15 protein-coding genes, 3 tRNA genes and 1 pseudogene are annotated in these 17,115 nt (G+C 66.9%); 8 read left to right on the top strand and 11 right to left on the bottom strand.

Annotated elements, in window-relative coordinates; all coding sequences use genetic code 11:
- Window positions 1-332: 332 nt before the first annotated feature.
- The 4 genes and pseudogenes from QNJ30_27290 to hspQ form a co-directional block, all read right to left on the bottom strand.
- Window positions 333-1,134: pseudogene (locus QNJ30_27290) on the bottom strand (IS3 family transposase).
- Between the two features lie 123 nt (window positions 1,135-1,257).
- Window positions 1,258-1,333: transfer RNA gene (locus QNJ30_27285), tRNA-Thr, on the bottom strand.
- Window positions 1,334-1,438: 105 nt separating this feature from the next.
- Window positions 1,439-2,470: a polyphosphate kinase 2 gene (ppk2, locus tag QNJ30_27280; protein MDJ0947171.1), complete on the bottom strand. Its 1,032-nt coding sequence runs from the start codon at window positions 2,468-2,470 to the stop codon at window positions 1,439-1,441.
- A 161-nt stretch (window positions 2,471-2,631) separates the two neighbouring features.
- Window positions 2,632-2,982: a heat shock protein HspQ gene (gene hspQ / locus QNJ30_27275; protein ID MDJ0947170.1), complete on the bottom strand. Its 351-nt coding sequence runs from the start codon at window positions 2,980-2,982 to the stop codon at window positions 2,632-2,634.
- Window positions 2,983-3,175: 193 nt separating this feature from the next.
- Between hspQ and QNJ30_27270 the strand changes: the two genes are divergently transcribed.
- Window positions 3,176-3,526 (top strand): hypothetical protein, encoded by a 351-nt coding sequence (locus QNJ30_27270; GenBank protein ID MDJ0947169.1) that lies wholly within the window; start codon window positions 3,176-3,178, stop codon window positions 3,524-3,526.
- Between the two features lie 244 nt (window positions 3,527-3,770).
- Here QNJ30_27270 and QNJ30_27265 read toward each other — a convergent pair whose 3' ends face one another.
- Window positions 3,771-4,193 (bottom strand): GFA family protein, encoded by a 423-nt coding sequence (locus tag QNJ30_27265; GenBank protein ID MDJ0947168.1) that lies wholly within the window; start codon window positions 4,191-4,193, stop codon window positions 3,771-3,773.
- A 242-nt stretch (window positions 4,194-4,435) separates the two neighbouring features.
- Between QNJ30_27265 and QNJ30_27260 the strand changes: the two genes are divergently transcribed.
- A complete protein-coding gene (locus QNJ30_27260; GenBank protein MDJ0947167.1) occupies window positions 4,436-5,527 on the top strand; it encodes an aromatic ring-hydroxylating dioxygenase subunit alpha in 1,092 nt (363 codons plus the stop codon).
- 43 nt (window positions 5,528-5,570) lie between these two features.
- Window positions 5,571-6,773, top strand: coding sequence for a mechanosensitive ion channel family protein (locus QNJ30_27255; GenBank protein ID MDJ0947166.1), 1,203 nt, complete (start codon window positions 5,571-5,573; stop codon window positions 6,771-6,773).
- Window positions 6,774-7,030: 257 nt separating this feature from the next.
- Here the strand turns inward: QNJ30_27255 and aguB are convergent, their stop codons facing one another.
- From aguB to QNJ30_27240, 3 genes are all read right to left on the bottom strand, one after another.
- Entirely contained in the window at window positions 7,031-7,912 is an 882-nt protein-coding gene (aguB, locus tag QNJ30_27250) for an N-carbamoylputrescine amidase (GenBank protein MDJ0947165.1), read from the bottom strand.
- Window positions 7,913-7,938: 26 nt separating this feature from the next.
- Window positions 7,939-9,321 carry an aspartate aminotransferase family protein gene (locus QNJ30_27245; protein MDJ0947164.1) on the bottom strand — a complete coding sequence of 461 codons (1,383 nt, stop codon included), beginning with the start codon at window positions 9,319-9,321 and terminating at the stop codon, window positions 7,939-7,941.
- 202 nt (window positions 9,322-9,523) lie between these two features.
- Window positions 9,524-10,867 (bottom strand): glutamine synthetase family protein, encoded by a 1,344-nt coding sequence (locus QNJ30_27240; protein ID MDJ0947163.1) that lies wholly within the window; start codon window positions 10,865-10,867, stop codon window positions 9,524-9,526.
- Between the two features lie 165 nt (window positions 10,868-11,032).
- Here QNJ30_27240 and QNJ30_27235 point away from each other — a divergent pair, with 165 nt between their 5' ends.
- On the top strand, window positions 11,033-12,316 hold the full coding sequence (locus tag QNJ30_27235; protein ID MDJ0947162.1) for an FAD-binding oxidoreductase: 1,284 nt from the start codon (window positions 11,033-11,035) through the stop codon (window positions 12,314-12,316).
- Here QNJ30_27235 and ald read toward each other — a convergent pair.
- A complete protein-coding gene (gene ald / locus QNJ30_27230; GenBank protein ID MDJ0947161.1) occupies window positions 12,313-13,431 on the bottom strand; it encodes an alanine dehydrogenase in 1,119 nt (372 codons plus the stop codon). The two genes, QNJ30_27235 and ald, sit on opposite strands and share 4 nt — an antisense overlap.
- Before the next feature lie 136 nt (window positions 13,432-13,567).
- Window positions 13,568-14,920 carry an aspartate aminotransferase family protein gene (locus QNJ30_27225; protein ID MDJ0947160.1) on the bottom strand — a complete coding sequence of 451 codons (1,353 nt, stop codon included), beginning with the start codon at window positions 14,918-14,920 and terminating at the stop codon, window positions 13,568-13,570.
- A gap of 177 nt (window positions 14,921-15,097) precedes the next feature.
- Between QNJ30_27225 and QNJ30_27220 the strand changes: the two genes are divergently transcribed.
- On the top strand, window positions 15,098-15,661 hold the full coding sequence (locus QNJ30_27220) for a cupin domain-containing protein (GenBank protein ID MDJ0947159.1): 564 nt from the start codon (window positions 15,098-15,100) through the stop codon (window positions 15,659-15,661).
- 99 nt (window positions 15,662-15,760) lie between these two features.
- Here QNJ30_27220 and rlmB read toward each other — a convergent pair whose 3' ends face one another.
- Window positions 15,761-16,516 (bottom strand): 23S rRNA (guanosine(2251)-2'-O)-methyltransferase RlmB, encoded by a 756-nt coding sequence (gene rlmB / locus QNJ30_27215; GenBank protein MDJ0947158.1) that lies wholly within the window; start codon window positions 16,514-16,516, stop codon window positions 15,761-15,763.
- Between the two features lie 161 nt (window positions 16,517-16,677).
- Between rlmB and QNJ30_27210 the strand changes: the two genes are divergently transcribed.
- From QNJ30_27210 to QNJ30_27200, 3 genes are all read left to right on the top strand, one after another.
- Window positions 16,678-16,762 (top strand) — tRNA-Tyr (locus QNJ30_27210).
- A gap of 27 nt (window positions 16,763-16,789) precedes the next feature.
- Window positions 16,790-16,863 (top strand) — tRNA-Gly (locus QNJ30_27205).
- A 78-nt stretch (window positions 16,864-16,941) separates the two neighbouring features.
- Window positions 16,942-17,115, top strand: a 174-nt coding sequence (locus tag QNJ30_27200) for a GTP-binding protein (protein MDJ0947157.1), incomplete at its 3' end; no start/stop codon positions are given.

Raw genomic sequence — 17,115 nt, 5'->3', positions numbered from 1 at the left:
GAGTAGCGGGCGGATCTCGCCATAAAGTTTCACCTAGGGATACGGACAGCGAGCCCCCATTTTCGCTCGGGCGCAGCGCGCGTCTTTTCCAGAATCGACGGAACCGGATAGATTCTCGCCAATGAGCGCGCGCAGAGCAGAGCCGCACGCACCCCGGCCCCGAAGGTCGGCGTCCTGCCGACCCCGGGCTTCGCGCTGATGTCCTACGCGGCGGCGCTCGACCTCCTGATCGCCTGCGCCGGGGGCGGGCCGACCGCCTCCGACGACTAACCTTCCCAATATAGGACATTGTCGAGACGTATCCGCTCTGGGCAATCGTACTCCTCGACGGCTTGGTCCAGGGTGTCGACCATTTCGCAGCCCTGGTAGCTGAAGCCCGCGCCGATTGCCGCGATGACCTTGCTGTGAAGATGTCGACGATCGTCAGAACCCTGATAAGCTGGCCGCTGAGCTGCTGATCGGCGATGAAGTCCATGACCCAGGCCTCGCCTGGCGCCGAGGCCGGCCGGCGGTCATCGCGTAGCTTGGCGGAGACCCGGCGCTTCGGCGTCTTGCTGCGCATCTGCAGCCCCTCCTCGCAATAGAGCCGATAGGTCCGCTTGTGATTGATCCGCCAGCCCTCCCTCCGAAGGAGAACGTGGATCCGCCGGTAGCCGTAGCGCACCCGGGTCTCGGCGATCTCCCGAATGCGCTTGCGGAGAACGGCCTGCCCATCCTTGCGGGACTTGTAGTGATAGCTGGATTTGCTCGCTCGCAGCACCCGGCAAGCCCTGCGGATGCTGACCGCGTAGGCCGTCCGCAGAAAGTCCACCAGCTCCCGCCGGCGGGCAGGCCTCAGAGCTTTGAGCGGATGACCTCCTGGAGCATCTCCTTGTCGAGCGAGAGATTAGCCACCAGCCGCTTGAGGCGCTGCTTCTCCTCCTCGAGCTGTCGCAGACGCTTCATCTCTGACGGCATCAGGCCGCCGTACTTCTTGCGCCCCCTGTAGTGCGTCTGAACCGAGATCCCCGCCTTACGACAGACCTCCTCGACCGAGGTCCTCTCATCAGCCTGCCGCAGCATGAACGCGATCTGCTGCTCCGAAACCTCGACTTCTTCATCGCGAAAAGCCCTCCTAATCTCAAGCCAATCCATTCGGGCTTCTCTTGCTCGATTCGGCCCAGCTTTTCGGGGAGGGCACACATGATTATCTTTGTCTAAAGTGTGTCTGGGATACTTCGCTGTTGGGAGCATTCTGGCGTAACGTTCTGATCTAATTGGTGCCCCGAGCAGGACTTGAACCCGCAACCCCCTGATTACAAATCAGGTGCTCTACCAGTTGAGCTATCGGGGCCCTGGCGATCGGGCGCAAGATAGAGCCGCAGCCGCGCGGCCGCAACAGGTGCGCGGAGGCGGCCGGGCGCGGCTTGGCCCTCGGGCCGGCTTCCGGGCGCCCCGATCAGCCCAGGCTGGCGCCCAGGACGTGGCGGTCGCGGCCGACCACGTGGGTCGCCGAGCCGACGATCAGGGGGTCCGGCGGCCGCACGATGTGCGGGTCCTTGTTGGGGTAGGGCAGCGAATTGAGGAAGTGGAGCATGCAGTTGATGCGGGCCCGCTTCTTGTCGCTCGACTTGACCACGGTCCAGGGCGCGTCGGCCGTGTCGGTATAGAAGAACATGGCCTCCTTCGCCTCGGTGTAGTCGTCCCATTTCTTGAGGGACTCCCGATCGATCGGGCTCAGCTTCCACTGCTTCAGGGGGTCGTGCTGGCGCGCGCCGAAGCGCTTGGCCTGCTCGTCCTGGGTCACCGAGAACCAGTACTTAAAGAGGCGGATGCCGCTGTTGACCATCATGCGCTCGAGCTCCGGGGTCTGGCGCATGAACTCCAGGTACTCCATCGGCGTGCAGAAGTTCATCACCCGCTCGACGCCGGCCCGGTTGTACCAGGAGCGGTCGAAGAGGACGATCTCGCCGCAGGTCGGCAGGTGGCGGATGTAGCGCTGGAAGTACCACTCGCCGCGCTCCTGCTCGCTCGGCTTCTCCAGGGCCACGACCCGGGCGCCGCGGGGATTCAGGTGCTCCATGTAGCGCTTGATCGTGCCGCCCTTGCCGGCCGCGTCGCGGCCCTCGAAGATCATGACGATCTTCTGGCCGGTCTCCTTGACCCAGCGCTGGACCTTGAGGAGCTCGACCTGGAGCTCCTGCTTGTGGCGCTCGTAGACCTCCCGCTTCATCTTGTGCTTGTAGGGGTAGATGTCGCTCTGGAAATTCTCGCGCAGCTGCTCCGGATCCAGCGTCGCATGGGCCTCGGCCTCCGGATCCGCGCCGTTGCCGCCTTGCGGCTTGGGGCTGGTCTGAGCCTTTCTCGCCAGGCGCTTCCGGGACGTGCCTTTCGGCGCCGCCTTTGCCGCTTGCTTCGGCGCGGCCGTGGCCTCGGGCACTTGCTCCGCTGCGGCCTCGGCTGGAGCGGCGGCGTTGTTTTCGGCTTCCATTTGGCCTTCCCCCGGCATTGAAGACAACATAGACGCTGGCCTGCGGCGGACTCCGCGGCGCTTTGTCATCTTTCTGTAATATTTCCCGCGCCCGGTCTTTGAGATGGATCAATCGGCCGGCGCCGGCGCCGACCGCTGCTCCGGGCAGCGTGGGGAAGGCCTCAGTGGCCGGCGGCTTCCTTGACGTAGAGGCCGCCTTCCATGCCGACGAAGTAGGCGTCCAGCGCCGGGTTGTCGATCGGCCGGCCGGAGAGGTCCGGCTCCAAGTTGCGCTCGGCGACGTAGGTCATGTGGGAGGCGCTGTGGACCAGGACGTGATACCAGGGCCGGTCCCGCGGCGGGCGGGTCAGGGCCTGCCGGTCGTACCAGTCGCCGCTGGCCCGACAGGTCGCATCAACGTCGACGATGACACCCCGGTAGTGGAAGAGCTTGTGCCGGATCGGTTGTCCGACGCGAAAACGGGCGCGCGAAACGCGCACAGCCTCGACCCGCCCCTGCTGCAAAGGCTTCAAGAAATACCCCCTGTAATCCCGACCGCTTTGCCGCGGCATTTTTCTATGAAATGAAACATAGCACAGTCCGTGGCTACAGGGCACGTTCTGTGGCAGCAGGGCACAGGGTGCACACAAAATTGTTTCAGGGTCGCTGAAAGGAGCCTTGTTAGCATGATTGCTCCTTTACCAAGTTCTCCCGAGAGAGGTGGAAATGCCCTTTGGTTTTCGGCCCACGGCCCTCGGCCGCGTGCCCGTGGGACTTTGCGGGCTCGTCGCCCTGCTGCTCGCTGGATGCCAGTCCCCGCCCCCGTCGCCGGAACGCATTGCGGCCTACGAGCAGTACGTCGGTCGCTGGATCCAGGACTCGGAGGCCAATCTCGTCGCGTCTTGGGGGATCCCCGACAGCTCTCACGCCATGGAGACCGGCGGCCGGGTCATCGAATACCGGGCCCTGCTGGAAGACAACGTGGTCTGCATCACCCGCTTCACCATCGACAGCTTCGGGCGGGTCCAGAAGTCCTGGTATCGCGGCAGCCGCTGCGCGACTCCTGAAGGCGTCTAAGCCTCGCCTTGCCGCGCCTGCGGCCCGGCGCCAACCTCGACAGAGCGGGCCGCTGAGGCCCGCACCTTTCGGAACCCCGGATCCTGTTGCGGTGAGCTGTTCCAGTGGTGTCGTCCCGGGAAGCCCTCGGGTCCTTCGCCGACGGCCGCTATACCGGTGCGCCCAGGACAGGCCGCCGCGCGGCCGGGAGACGCCTGCCGAGCGCAAGTCCACTGTGATTGGCTCGGTTGGATCCGAGCGGTTTTTAACCGTCCTCCGAAGACGAGCCGGCATGGCGGGGCAGGCCGTCGGCCAGCTTCAGCCAGGGAAGCTGCTCGGCGACGTACACGTGGCCTTGGGGTTCGAGGCCCTCGGGTTCGTCCAAGGTGCAGAGCAGGAGGTGGATCTCCTCGGGCCAGCGTTTGCCTTCGTAGGCGATCGGGGTGCCGCAGGTGCCGCAGAAGGATCGGGTGACGCCGGGCGAGGAGGCGTAGCGGGCCGGCGCGCCTGAGGCGAAGGTCACCTGGCCGCGGGCGTAGCCGGCGTAGGTGACCAGCGCCGTCCCGGTCGTCCGGCGGCAGCTTTTGCAATGGCAATGGGCGACCCACAGGGGCTCTCCCTCGGCGAGATAGCGGATGGCGCCGCAGAGGCAGCCGCCGCTGCGTTGCCGCGCAGTCTGTCCGGTCATCTCGAACCTCCCGGATCTTTCCGTTTCCTGGCGCTTCAGCTTAGTGCCGCGGCGGTCCCCAGGTCGAGAAGGCCGTCGATCGCGAAGAATTCTCACCCGATGCAGGTTTGGCCGCTTTTCACCTCCGGTCCGAAAATGCTAAGCGTCAAAACCATTCGGTTGGGAAGGCCGTCAAAGGGGATTTCGGTCCGTGGCTCGGATCGCTTGATCCTGCAGGAAATGCCAGGAAAGGACCGATCCTCATGGCGATCGTGACCAAGCCCGATCTCTATGCCCAGCCCGCAGATGCCAAGCCGGCGGACCTGCGGCAGACCGGGCTCCATCCCGACTTCTGGTACCCGGTCGCGCGCTCCAGCAACCTGAAGCCGGGCAAGGTCCTGGCCGTGCAGTTTGCCGGCGATCCCATCGTCCTGGTCCGCGCCGCGGACGGCGGCTGCTTCGCCCTGGAGGACCGCTGCGCCCACCGTCAGGTGCCCTTGAGCAACGGGGTGGTCTGTCCCAAGGGGCTGCGCTGCGGCTATCACGGCTGGACCTACGATACCGAGGGGCGCTGCATCGAGATCCCCTACCTCGGCAAGGATCAGGAAACGGGGGTCCGGCGGCCCAACGGGGTGCGCTGCTATCCCTGCCGCGAGGCCTACGGTCTGATCTTCATTTTCCCCGGTGACATCGCCAAGGCCGAGACCACGGCCTTCCCGGAGATCCCGACCCACGGCAACCCGAAGTACAAGACCCGCTACTTGGACCGGCGGGTCGACTGCCACTACTCCTTCATGCACGAGAACCTGATGGACATGAACCATCAGTTCCTGCACCGCAAGCTGATGGGCGGCATCAAGACCATCTACCTGGGCAAGCGCAGCGGCGAGAACTGGGTCGAGGCCGACTACTCCTTCGGCCGGACCAGCGGCAAGCAGTCCTTCGGCGAGTGGTTCATCATCGGCAAGAAGGACAACGCCGAAGGCCGCAAGCGCCGGGACCTGATGACGATCCGCACCGAGTATCCCTACCAGGGCCTGAAATTCTGGACCGCCGGCAGCGAGACCCCGGCGCTCGACCTCTGGAACGTCTACATCCCGGTCGACAGGGAGCAGCGGATCAACCACACCTTCGGCATGATCATGGTCGAGAAGCCGCCGATCCCGGGGCTGATCCACCTGCTCTGGCCCTTCATCGTCTGGTTCACCGAGGGGATCTTCCGCGAGGACCGCTGGATCGTCGAACTGGAGCAGCAGGCCTACGACTCCCAGGGCGGCGACTGGAACAACGAGATCTTCCCGGTGATCCTGGCCCTGCGGGACCTCCTCGTCCGCGGCGGGGTGCCGCTGGATTAGCTAGAGTTAGGCCTCCCGACGCCACGATATCGGAGGCTGAACCTTGAGCGCGTTTTTCGACGATCGTATTTCGGATGTGTTGCTGAACTGGCTGATCAGCGGCTCGATCGCGGCCGTAGCGCTGATCCTGGCCTTCATTGCGCATTGGCTGTTGTTCTCCGGACTGGCACAGGTCACCCGCCGGACCGCCGCGCCCGTCGACGAGGCCGTCGTGCGCCACTCCCGGCGACCGGCGCGCTTGCTCTTTCTCCTCCTCGGGTTGTTCCTCGTGCTGCCCGGATTGCCGATTCCGGACGACGCGAGAGCGAGCGCACAACGGGTCTTGACGCTGGCACTCACCGCCGGCGTCGGTTGGCTCGCCTTCAGTCTCACGCGGATCATCAACGTCGTCGTTGCCGCCCGCTACGACGTCAGCGTGGCGGACAACCTCGCGGCCCGAGAGGCACACACGCGTGTTCGCGTCCTTCAGCGTATCCTGGCCGCTTTCATACTGGTCGTCACCGTCTGTCTGATCCTGATGGCGATCCCGAGCATTCGTCAGATCGGCGTGACACTCTTCGCGTCGGCGGGGATCGCCGGCATCGTCGCCGGCTTCGCAGCGCGTCCGGTGCTCTCAAACCTGATCGCCGGCATCCAGCTCGCCCTCACGCAGCCGATCCGCATCGACGATGTCGTCATCGTCGAGAACGAGTGGGGCTGGGTCGAGGAGATCCACATGACCTACGTGGTGGTGCGGATCTGGGACCTCAGGCGGCTGGTCGTGCCACTGTCCTACTTCATCGAAAAACCGTTTCAGAACTGGACCCGCAAGTCGGCCGATATCTTGGGGACCGTGTTTCTCCACGTCGACTACACGGTGCCGGTTCAGGAGGTTCGCGGCGCGCTGCATCGTATCCTCGAAGGCTCGCCGCTCTGGGATCACAAGGTCTGGAATCTCCAAGTCACCGGCGCGACCGACAAGACCCTGGAGCTGCGCGCCTTGATGAGCGCCCGGAACTCAGGGGACGCCTGGAATCTCCGCTGCGAGGTTCGCGAGGGGCTGATCGATTTCTTGCAGAAGAGCTATCCGGACGCTCTGCCGCGTTTGCGCGCCGAGCTCCCCGAACAGGGAGAGGGCCGCGGCATTGAGGGCGGCGCGGCGCCAACGCCCGGGCCGTCCGCCGCGAGCAGGCCCGCGGAGGGCGCCCAGGACCCCTCCGTCTTGGATCCCGAACACAAGGATAATACCAAGGGAAGGAAGTATTGACCTGTTTCACGGCGCTGTGGTGCCTTTCGGGAAGGCGCGGTCTGCGCCGTGGTGCTGGTGCACCATAAGCAGGCCGCAACGCACCCGGAAGGCACCACAGCGCCGCCTTCGGTGGGCCTCATTGGCCGCCCGGGTGCGTTGCGATGCTTGCCCGATGCCCCGCATCGCGCCGCGCACCGCGCCTGCCCGGGCGGCCAATGAGGCCCATGAAACAGGTCGATATTTCCTTCCCTTGGTATTAGCCAAGGCCGGTCGCTCTAAGGCTTGCCGAGCGTCCCGCCGTCCAGGGTCAGCAGCGGGCCGTAGAGGTCCGGGCGGCGGTCGCGGAACAGGCCCCAAGAGGCACGGGCGGCGCGGATCGCCTCCAGGTCGAAGCTGGCGGTGATGACCTCCTGCCGATCGGCGCTGGCCTCGGCCACCTTTCCGCCCGTCTCGTCGGCGATGAAGGAGGCGCCGTAGAAGGTCAGGCCGCCGGCCTCGCTTTGTTCCGTTCCGATTCGGTTGGAGGCGACCAGCGGCACCATGTTTGCGGCCGCATGGCCCTGCATACTGCGCTGCCAGTGGTCCTTGCTGACCAGGGTCGGGTCCTGGGGCTCGCTGCCGATGGCGGTGGGGTAGAAGAGGATCTCCGCACCCTTGAGGACCATGGCCCGGGCGGCTTCGGGGAACCACTGGTCCCAGCAGACCGCCGCGCCGATGGTGGCGTAGCGGGTCCGCAAGGCCTTGAAGCCGGTGTCGCCCGGGTTGAAGTAGAACTTCTCCTGATAGCCCGGGCCGTCCGGGATATGGCTCTTGCGATAGAGGCCGCGGTTGCCGCCGTCGGCGTCGATGACCACCAGGGAATTGTAGTGGGCGTTGTTGGCCCGCTCGAAGAAGGAAACCGGCAGGACGACCTCGAGCTCCGCCGCCAGGTCGCCCATGGCCTTGAGCAGCGGATGGCCCTCGGCCGGTCGGGCGAGCGCGAAGTGCGCCTGCTTCTGCTCGGCGCAGAAGTAGGGCGTTTCGATGAGCTCCTGGATCAGGACGATCTGCGCGCCCCGACCCGCCGCCTCGCGGACCAGGGCCTCGGCGTTCCGGACGTTGGCCTCGCGGTCCCAGGAACAGGCCATCTGCGTCGCGGCGACGGTGACTTGGGGCATTTACCGTCTCCCGGTCCGGCGGGGCGTCAAGCCGCACCCAGATCCTTCGCCGTCAGGTCGAGGGCCTGGCGGAGGAGGCGGACCATCTCGTCGACGTGGATTTTCTCGAAGGTCAGCGGCGGCGAACAGATCATGGCGTCGCGCACGGCGCGCATGACCAGGCCGTTCGCGACACAGTGGTCGCGGCAGAGCGTGCCGGCATGGCCCAGGTCGTCGAAGTGGGTGCGGGTCGCCTTGTCCTTGACCAGCTCGACCGCGCCGAGCAGGCCGAGGCTGCGGACCTCGCCGACGATCGGGTGGTCGGCCAGGGTCTGAAGCCGCGCGGCCAGGTAGGGGCCGGTCTCGTCGCGCACCTTCGCGATCAGGCCCTCGTCCTCGATGATGCGGAGGTTTTCCAGGGCGACCGCGCAGGCCACGGGGTGGCCGGAGTAGGTGAAGCCGTGGAAGAACTCACCACCCTCCTGAACCAGGGTCTCGGCGACCCGTTCGCCGACCATGACCGCGGAGAGCGGCAGGTAGCCCGAGGAGATGCCCTTGGCCAGGGTCATAAGGTCTGGCTTGATGTCGAAGACCTCGCTGGCGAACCAGGCGCCGGTGCGCCCGAAGCCCGAGATCACCTCGTCGGCGATCACCAGCACGTCCTGCTGCCTGCAGATCCGCTGGATTTCCGGCCAGTAGGTCTCGGGCGGGATGATCACCCCGCCGGCGCCCTGGATCGGCTCGCCGATGAAGGCCGCGACGCTCTCCGGCCCCAGCTCCAGGATCTTGTCCTCGACCGCCTTGGCCGCCTGGCGGCCGAAGTCCTCGGGCGAGAGATCGCCACCGTAGTCGTACCAGTAGGGCGGCGTGACGTGGACGAAGCCGGGCAGGGGCAGGTCGGCCTGGCCGTGCATCGCCGCCATGCCGCCCAGGCTGGCCGCCGCCATGGTGCTGCCGTGGTAGCCGAAGGTCCGCGAGATGAAGGTCTTCTTCTCGGGCCGGCCCTCCAGGTTCCAGAAGTGCCGGACCATGCGCACGATGGTGTCGTTGGCCTCGGAGCCGGAGGAGGCGAAGAACGCGCGGTCCAGGCCCGCCGGGGTGATCTCGGCCAGCTTCTCGGCCAGCTCGATCGAGGGCGGCGTCGCCGACTGGAAGAAGGTGTTGTAGTAGGGCAGCTCCAGCATCTGCTTGTAGGCGACCTCGGCCAGCTCCTTGCGGCCGTAGCCGACGTTGACGCACCACAGCCCGGCCATGGCGTCCAGGATCCGGTTGCCCTCGGAATCGGAGAGGTAGACCCCCTCGGCCGAGGTGATGACCCGGCTGCCGCCCTTCTCTGTCAGGGCCTTGGTGTCGGTGAAGGGGTGCAGGTGGTGGCGGCTGTCGGATTCGCGCCACCAGGTTGTGGAGTTGCGTGCGGGCTGGGCTGTCATCTTTTCGTCTCCTGAACGGCGTTGCGCTGGAAGCGGCGGGGGCCGGCGGGGGCCTGGGTCCAGCGGCCGTCAGGGATTGAAGCCGATGCGGGCGCAGAGGATCAACAGCTCGTCGTGGCGGCTGAGCTGGGAGACGGGGGTCGCCTCGAAGCGGATCTCTCTTTGCCTGGCCTCGACCATGGGTCCGATTCCGAGTCTGGGCCTATACGTTTAACAAAAGGTGCTCGCGTTCCCAAGACGAGATCACCTGCTGGTAGGCCTCGAGCTCGGTGGAGCGGACCAGGGCCACGGCGTCGATGAAGCTCTCGCCCAGGACCGGCCGGATCGTCCGGCTGCCGGTGAAGCGCTGCAGCGCGTCGTAGAGGGTGCGCGGCAGGGTGTGGGCGAGGCGGTAGGCGCTGCCGTCGATCGGCGGCCGCGGCTTGATCTTCTCGGTCATGCCGATGTAGCCGCAGGCCAGGGTCGCTGCGATCGCCAGGTAGGGATTGGCGTCGGCGCCGGCGATCCGGTTCTCGACCCGGCGGGCGCGGGGATCGGAATGGGGCACCCTCAGCCCGACCGTACGGTTGTCGTAGCCCCAGTGCGTGTTGATCGGGGCGTCGGAGTAGGGCACGAGGCGCCGGTAGGAATTCACGTTGGGTCCGAACAGCGGCATCATCGCCGGCACGTGCTTCTGAAGGCCGCCGATGTAGTGGTTGAACAGGCTCGTGTTCTTGCCGCTGTTCTGGGAAAAGAGGTTGCGCTCGGTCTTGGCGTTGAGCAGGCTCTGGTGGATGTGCATCGAGCTGCCCGGCTCGTCCTGCATCGGCTTGGCCATGAAGGTGGCGTAGACCTTGTGGCGCAGGCCGGCCTCGCGGACCGTCCGCTTGAAGAGGAAGGTCTGGTCGGCCAGCTCCATGGCGTCGCCGTGATTGAAGTTCATCTCCATCTGGGCGGAGCCGGCCTCGTGGGTCAGGGTGTCGATGTCGATGCCCTGGGCCTCGCAGAAGTCGTAGACGTCCTCGAAGATGGGATCGAACTCGTTGACCGCGTCGACTCCGTAGGACTGGCGCGAGGTCTCGCGCCGGCCGCTGCGCCCGACCGGCGGCTCAAGCGGGTTGTCCGGGTCGGTGTTGACGTCGACCAGGAAAAACTCCAGCTCCGGGGCGACGATTGGCCGCCAGCCCTTCTCGGCGTAGAGGTCCAGGACTCGGCGCAGAACGTTGCGCGAGGCGAACTCGACCGGCGCCCCGTCGAAGTAGTAGGCGTCGCAGATGATCTGGGCCGTGGGCTCCTCGTACCAGGGCACGACCCGGATGGTGCCGGGATCGGGGGTCAGGAAGACGTCCCGCGCGGCCGGGTCGGTGACGTCGTCTTCCGAAGGATAGTGCCCGGTGACGGTCTGCACGAAGATCTGCTCCGGGATGCGCAGCACGTTGCTGCGAATGCCCTTGATGAAGCGGTCGGCGGGCAGGATCTTGCCGCGGGCAATGCCCGCCATGTCGGGCACCAGGCACTCGACCTCTTCGATCTTGTGCTCTTTGAGAAAGTCTTCGATGGCGCTCATATCGGCTGCTCTCGGAGCCCCGCGAGGGCGATGCCGCGCGAAGGGACTCCTGGGCTTTTCGGGGTGGGCCTGCAGGCGTGCCGGGAGCGCTAGCATGCCCTCCGCAGGCCTGGCAAGCGCCTTCGCAGCTTGACGCTTCGGCGCGCCCCGCCGTACCAGGAGGCCATGAGCGGCGAGGACTACGTTCCCTCCTACTACCTGGCGAGCGCGAAGGGAATTACGGCGCGGCCGCGCCTCGAAGGCGAGATCGAGGCCGACGTCTGCGTCGTCGGGGGCGGCTTCACCGGCCTCTCGACCGCGCTCAACCTGGCCGAAAAGGGCTACGAGGTTGCCGTGCTCGAGGCCGCGCGCGTCGGTTGGGGCGCCTCCGGGCGCAACGGCGGCCAGATCAACACCGGCTTTGCGAGCGGCATCGAGCCAATCAGGGATTGGGTCGGGGCGGAGGATGCCCGCAAGCTCTGGGACCTGGCCGAGGAGAGCAAGGCGATCATCCGCGAGCGGGTCGCGCGCCACGAGATCGACTGCGACCTGACCTGGGGCCTGGTCCTGGCCGCCGAAAAGCGGCGCCAGTTGGACGAGCTGAAGCGCGCGGGAGAGCTCTGCCTGCGCGACTACGGCTACCGGCAGACGGCGATCGTCGGGAAGGCGGAACTGCGCGGGCACGTCGACAGCGAGATCTACCTCGGCGGCATGATTGACGCCGGGGCCGGGCACCTGCACCCCTTGAACTACTGCCTGGGCCTGGCACGGGCCGCCGAGGCGGCCGGGGCGCGGATCTACGAGGATTCCCGGGTCCTCGCCTTCGAGACCGGTGCCGCGCCCTCGGTCACCACCGAGCGGGGCCGGGTGCGGGCCCGCTTCCTGGTGCTCTGCTGCAACGCCTACCTGGGCGACCTGGTGCCGCGGATCCGCCGCAAGATCATGCCGGTCGGCACCTACATCGGCGCGACCGAGGTGCTGGGCGAGAACCGGGCCCGCGGCCTGATCCCGCGCAACGAAGCGATCTGCGACTGCAAGTTCGTGCTCAACTACTTCCGGCTGTCAGCCGACCACCGCCTGCTGTTCGGCGGCCGGGTCAGCTATACGACCCTGGCGCCGCGCAACCTGTCCGCCGCGATGCGCCACAGCATGCTGGAGGTCTTCCCAGGGCTGGCGGACGTCGGCTTCGATTTCGCCTGGGGCGGCTACGTGGCGATCACCATGGAGCGGACGCCCCATCTCGGCCGGCTGGGGCCGACGACCTACTTCGCCCACGGTTTCTCCGGCCAGGGGGTGGCGATCACCGGGATCGCCGGCAAGGTCATGGCCGAGGCCATCGCCGGGCAGGCCGAGCGATTCGACCTCTTCACCAGGTTGCCGCACACAACCTTTCCCGGCGGCCGGCTGCTGCGCACCCCGACCCTGGCGCTGGCGATGCTGTGGTACCGCCTGCGCGACCTTCTGCCCTAGATCCCCAGGACCTCTTCCGGCGCGCTGTAGGCGAGGCCGTGGGCCTCCGCGACCGCCTTGTAGGTGACCTTGCCCAGGGCGACGTTGAGGCCCTGCTTGAGGTGGTGGTCGTCGTGCAGGGCCTGGCGGGCGCCCTTGTTGGCCAGGGCCAGGGCGAAGGGCAGGGTGGCGTTGTTGAGCGCGAAGGTCGAGGTCCGGGCCACGGCGCCGGGCATGTTGGTCACGCAGTAGTGGACGCAGCCCTCCTCCACGTAGGTCGGCTCGGCATGGGTGGTGCCGCGCGAGGTCTCGAAGCAGCCGCCCTGGTCGATGGCGATGTCGACCAGGACCGAGCCGGGCCGCATCCGGCGGATCATCTCGCGGGTCACCAGCTTGGGCGCGGCGGCGCCCGGCACCAGGACCGCACCGATCACCAGGTCGGCGCCGATGACGTGGGTCTCGATGGCGTCGACGGTCGAGTAGATGGTGTTCAGCATGGGGCCGAACTGCAGGTCCAGCGCATAGAGCCGCTCCAGGGACTTGTCGATCACCGTGACGTGGGCCTCCATGCCCATGGCCATGCGCGCCGCGTTGGTGCCCGAGACGCCGCCGCCGATAATCACGACCCGGGAGGCCGCCACGCCGGGCACGCCGCCCAGCAGCATGCCGGAGCCGCCCTGCTCCTTCTCCAGGCAGTGGGCCCCGACCTGGACCGACATGCGCCCGGCGACTTCGCTCATCGGCGAGAGCAGGGGCAGGCCGCCCTGGTTGTTGGTCACGGTCTCGTAGGCCACGGCGATGCAGCCGGACTCGACCAGGCCCTTGGTCTGGGCCTCGTCGGGGGCGAGGTGCAGGTAGGTGAAGAGGACCTGGTTCTCCCGCAGCCGGGCGTACTCCGCGGGCTGCGGCTCCTTGACCTTGACCACCATCTCGGCCTTGGCGAAGACCTCGCCGGCATCGCCGGCGATCTCCGCGCCGGCTGCGCGGTAGTCGTCGTCGGTAAACCCGATTCCGGCGCCGGCCTCGGTCTCCACCAGGACTTGGTGGCCGTGGTGGACCAGCTCGCGGACCGAGGCCGGCACCAGGCCGACACGGTATTCGTGGGTCTTCACTTCCTTCGGAACGCCAACAAGCATGACTCTTCCCTGTCCTTGGCTCTGCCGGCCGCCCGTCGGGCGGCGCCGTTTCTTGATGCGGTCGAAACCTCGATACGGTCGAAATAAAGGGGCCGCCGGTCCGGCGGCCCCCTCACTCTGCGCCCTCGGGCGCGGCTTAGTCCAGATTTTGAAGGACGCCGCGCAGGGTTTCGAAGAGCTCGTCGATTTGCGACTTCTCGATGATCAGCGGCGGCGACAGGGCGATGATGTCGCCGGTGACCCGGATCAGGACGCCCTTCTCGAAGCACTTGACGAAGGCCTCGTAGGCCCGCTCGGTCGGCTTGCCGGGCCGTGGCTCCAGCTCGATCGCGCCGATCAGCCCGAGGTTGCGGACGTCGATGACGTGCCTTTCGCCCTTGAAGCTGTGGACCGCGCTCTCCCAGTAGCCCGACAGCTCGGCCGCGCGCTCGAAGAGGCCTTCCTCCTTGTAGACTTCCAGGGTCGCCAGGCCGGCGGCCGCGGCCACCGGATGGCCGGTGTAGGTGTAGCCGTGGAAGAGCTCGATGGTGCCGCCGGTCGCATCGGCCGCCTCGATGAAGGTCTCGTAGATGCCCTTGCGGCAGATCACCGCGCCCATGGGGATGGTGCCGCTGGTCAGGCCTTTGGCGCAGGTGATGAGGTCCGGCTCGACCCCGAAGTACTCGGTGGCGAAGCCCTTGCCGAGGCGGCCGAAGCCGGTGATCACCTCGTCGAAGACCAGCAGGATGCCGTACTTGTCGCAGATCTCGCGCAGGCGCTGCAGGTAGCCGAGGGGCGGCACCAGCACGCCGGTCGAGCCGGCGACCGGTTCGACGATGACCGCGGCGATGGTCGAGGCGTCGTGCAGGGCGACCAGGCGCTCCAGCTCGTCGGCCAGGTGGGCGCCCCATTCCGGCTGGCCGCGCGAGAAGGCGTTGTGCTCGATGTCGTGGGTGTGGGGCAGGTGGTCGACGCCGTTGATCAGGGGCCCGAAGAACATGCGGTTCTTGACGATGCCGCCGACCGAGATGCCGCCGAAGCCGACCCCGTGATAGCCGCGCTCGCGGCCGATCAGGCGGGTCCGGGCGGCGTCGCCACGCATCCGGTGGTAGGCGAGGGCGATCTTGAGGGCGGAATCGACCGCCTCGGAGCCGGAGTTGCAGAAGAAGACGTGGTCATAGTTGCCGGGCACCAGGTTGGTCAGGCGCGAGGCCAGCTCGAAGACCAGGGGATGGCCGAGCTGGAAGGTCGGTGCGAAGTCCAGGCGCGCCACCGCCTGCTGCACCGCCTCGACGATCCTCTGGCGGCCGTGGCCCGCGTTGCAGCACCAGAGGCCCGCGGTGCCGTCCAGGATCGGCCGGCCGTCGACGCTGGTGTAGTGCATGTCCTTGGCCGAGGCGAGCAGCAGCGGATGCTGCTTGAACCTGCGGTTCCAGGTGAAGGGCATCCAGAAGGCTTCGAGGTTGTTCGGCGAGGTATCGAAATCGATGGCAGCGGCCTTCGGGTCCATGGCTTGGCCTCCCAGTCCCGTGACTCGGCGTTCTCCGTTCCGCGCCGAGCTTATCATGATCAGGAAATTTGACAATCGGACAACAATTCCGGGCAGTTTTGGCCCTTGCTCGATTTGAGTGTTTAGAATACTTAACACTATTAACAGGCTCGGCAGGGCAAAGGGATCGGGAACGCCATGGCGCCCATCGCAGACGACTTCGACCTGGGGCAGCGGCTGCGGGCGCTGCGCGAGCTGCACGGCCTGTCGCAGCGCGAGCTGGCCAAGCGGGCCGGGGTCTCCAACGCGGTGATCTCGCTGATCGAGCAGAACCGCAGCAACCCCTCGGTCGGCATGCTCAAGAAGGTCCTCGCCGGCTTTCCGCTGTCGCTGGCGGACTTCTTCGCCCTCGACCTGGCACCGCGGGAGCAGGTCTTCTACCGGCCCGAGGAGCTGACCGAGATCGCCGGCGGCAGGGTCTCCTACCGCCAGGTCGGCCAGGACCTCTCGGCGCGCGGCCTGCAGATTCTCCACGAGCGCTACGCGCCCGGGGCCGACACCGGCGAGACCATGCTGCGCCACGAGGCCGAGGAGGGTGGGGTGGTCATCAGCGGCCGGCTGGAGGTCACGGTGGGCGATCAGCGCCGGGTCCTCGGGCCGGGCGAGGCCTTCTACTTCGACAGCCGCCTGCCGCACCGCTTCCGCAACCTGGGGGAGGAGGAGGCCGTCGTCGTCACCGCCTGCACCCCGCCCAGCTTCTAGAGCAGCCTGCGTTCATTCGAATGCAGATAAGCTGCTCTATCTGTATGGAATATATCAAATTATCTGCGCTCAATTGGAATCAATTGAGCGCAGTTTGATCTAGCGCCCGAGCAGTTCGTAGAGGCCGATGGCGGCGGCGGTGCTGACGTTGAGGCTGGCGACGGGCCCCTGCAGCGGGATCGCAGCCAGGAAGTCGCAGGTTTCCCTGGTCAGCCGGCGCAGGCCGGCGCCCTCCGCGCCGAGCAGCAGGACGACCCGCGGGCCGGCGTCCAGCGCCGAGAGCGGCTCCCCGGCCTCGGCGTCGAGCCCGACGACCCAGAAGCCCTCCTTCTTGAGGCCTTCGAGGGCGCGGACCAGGTTGTTGACCTGGACCAGGGGCACGGCCTCAAGGGCGCCGGAGGCGGCCTTGGCCAGGGCCGGGGTGACGCCGGGGGCGTGGCGCTCCTGGGTGACCACCGCCAGGGCGCCGAATCCGGCGGCGGAGCGCAGGATGCCGCCGAGATTCTGGGGATCCGTGACCTGGTCGAGGGCGACCACCACCGCCGGGCCCTCGGGCGGGAGAATCGCCGCGAGATCCCTGGCCGGCAGGGGCTCTACCAGGAGGGCCACCCCCTGATGGACCGCCCCCGGGGGGAGCGCCCGTTCAAGGTCCTCGCGGCCGGCGATCTGTGGCGGCAGCGGGGATCCCCCCGAGGCGGCCAGGGCCTCGGCGCCCTGCCGGGTGGCCAGCAGCCTCAGGCAACGGCGCTCTGGGTTGCCCAGGGCGGCCGCGACGCTGTGCAGCCCGTAGAGCCAGTGGGGGGCCGTTTTGCCCGGATTTCCGCCCCTCTTGCGGGCCGCCTTGCGCTTTGCCATATCCCCGATTATTATCCTGACTATTGCGCCCTTGGCGCGCGCACTGCCGCAGCCGCACAAAAGTTCGGCTAACGGCAGTGTTTTCACTTGTTTAAAGTTGACACGCGGTTGCAAATCAACATATTTCCCAACCCCGTTGCATCGTGACGCTACGGTGGCGAGGAGGGGTGCCCGAGTGGTTAAAGGGGACGGGCTGTAAACCCGTTGGCTCAGCCTACGTTGGTTCGAATCCAACCCCCTCCACCAAGCCTCTCTAAGCGAAGGCGGAAGTTTGCGGGTGTAGCTCAATGGTAGAGCCCCAGCCTTCCAAGCTGGTTATGTGGGTTCGATTCCCATCACCCGCTCCAGCCATGTTGCGATCGGGGATTATGAGTTTGGACTGACTGGCGCCGGATCTGCGCGCCGCATTCGGGAACAAGGAAGTCATGGCCAAGGCGAAGTTTGAGCGGACGAAGCCGCACTGCAATGTCGGGACGATCGGTCACGTTGACCATGGGAAGACGACGCTGACGGCGGCGATCACGAAGGTTTTGGCGGAAGCCGGGGGTGCGGAGTTCACGGCCTACGACGAGATCGACAAGGCGCCGGAGGAGAAGGCG

The sequence above is a fragment of the Kiloniellales bacterium genome (genome assembly GCA_030066685.1).
GTDB lineage: Bacteria > Pseudomonadota > Alphaproteobacteria > Kiloniellales > JAKSBE01 > JAKSBE01.
Note: the sequence above shows the minus strand (reverse complement) of the source record. Positions and strands in the feature narration are given on the sequence as shown.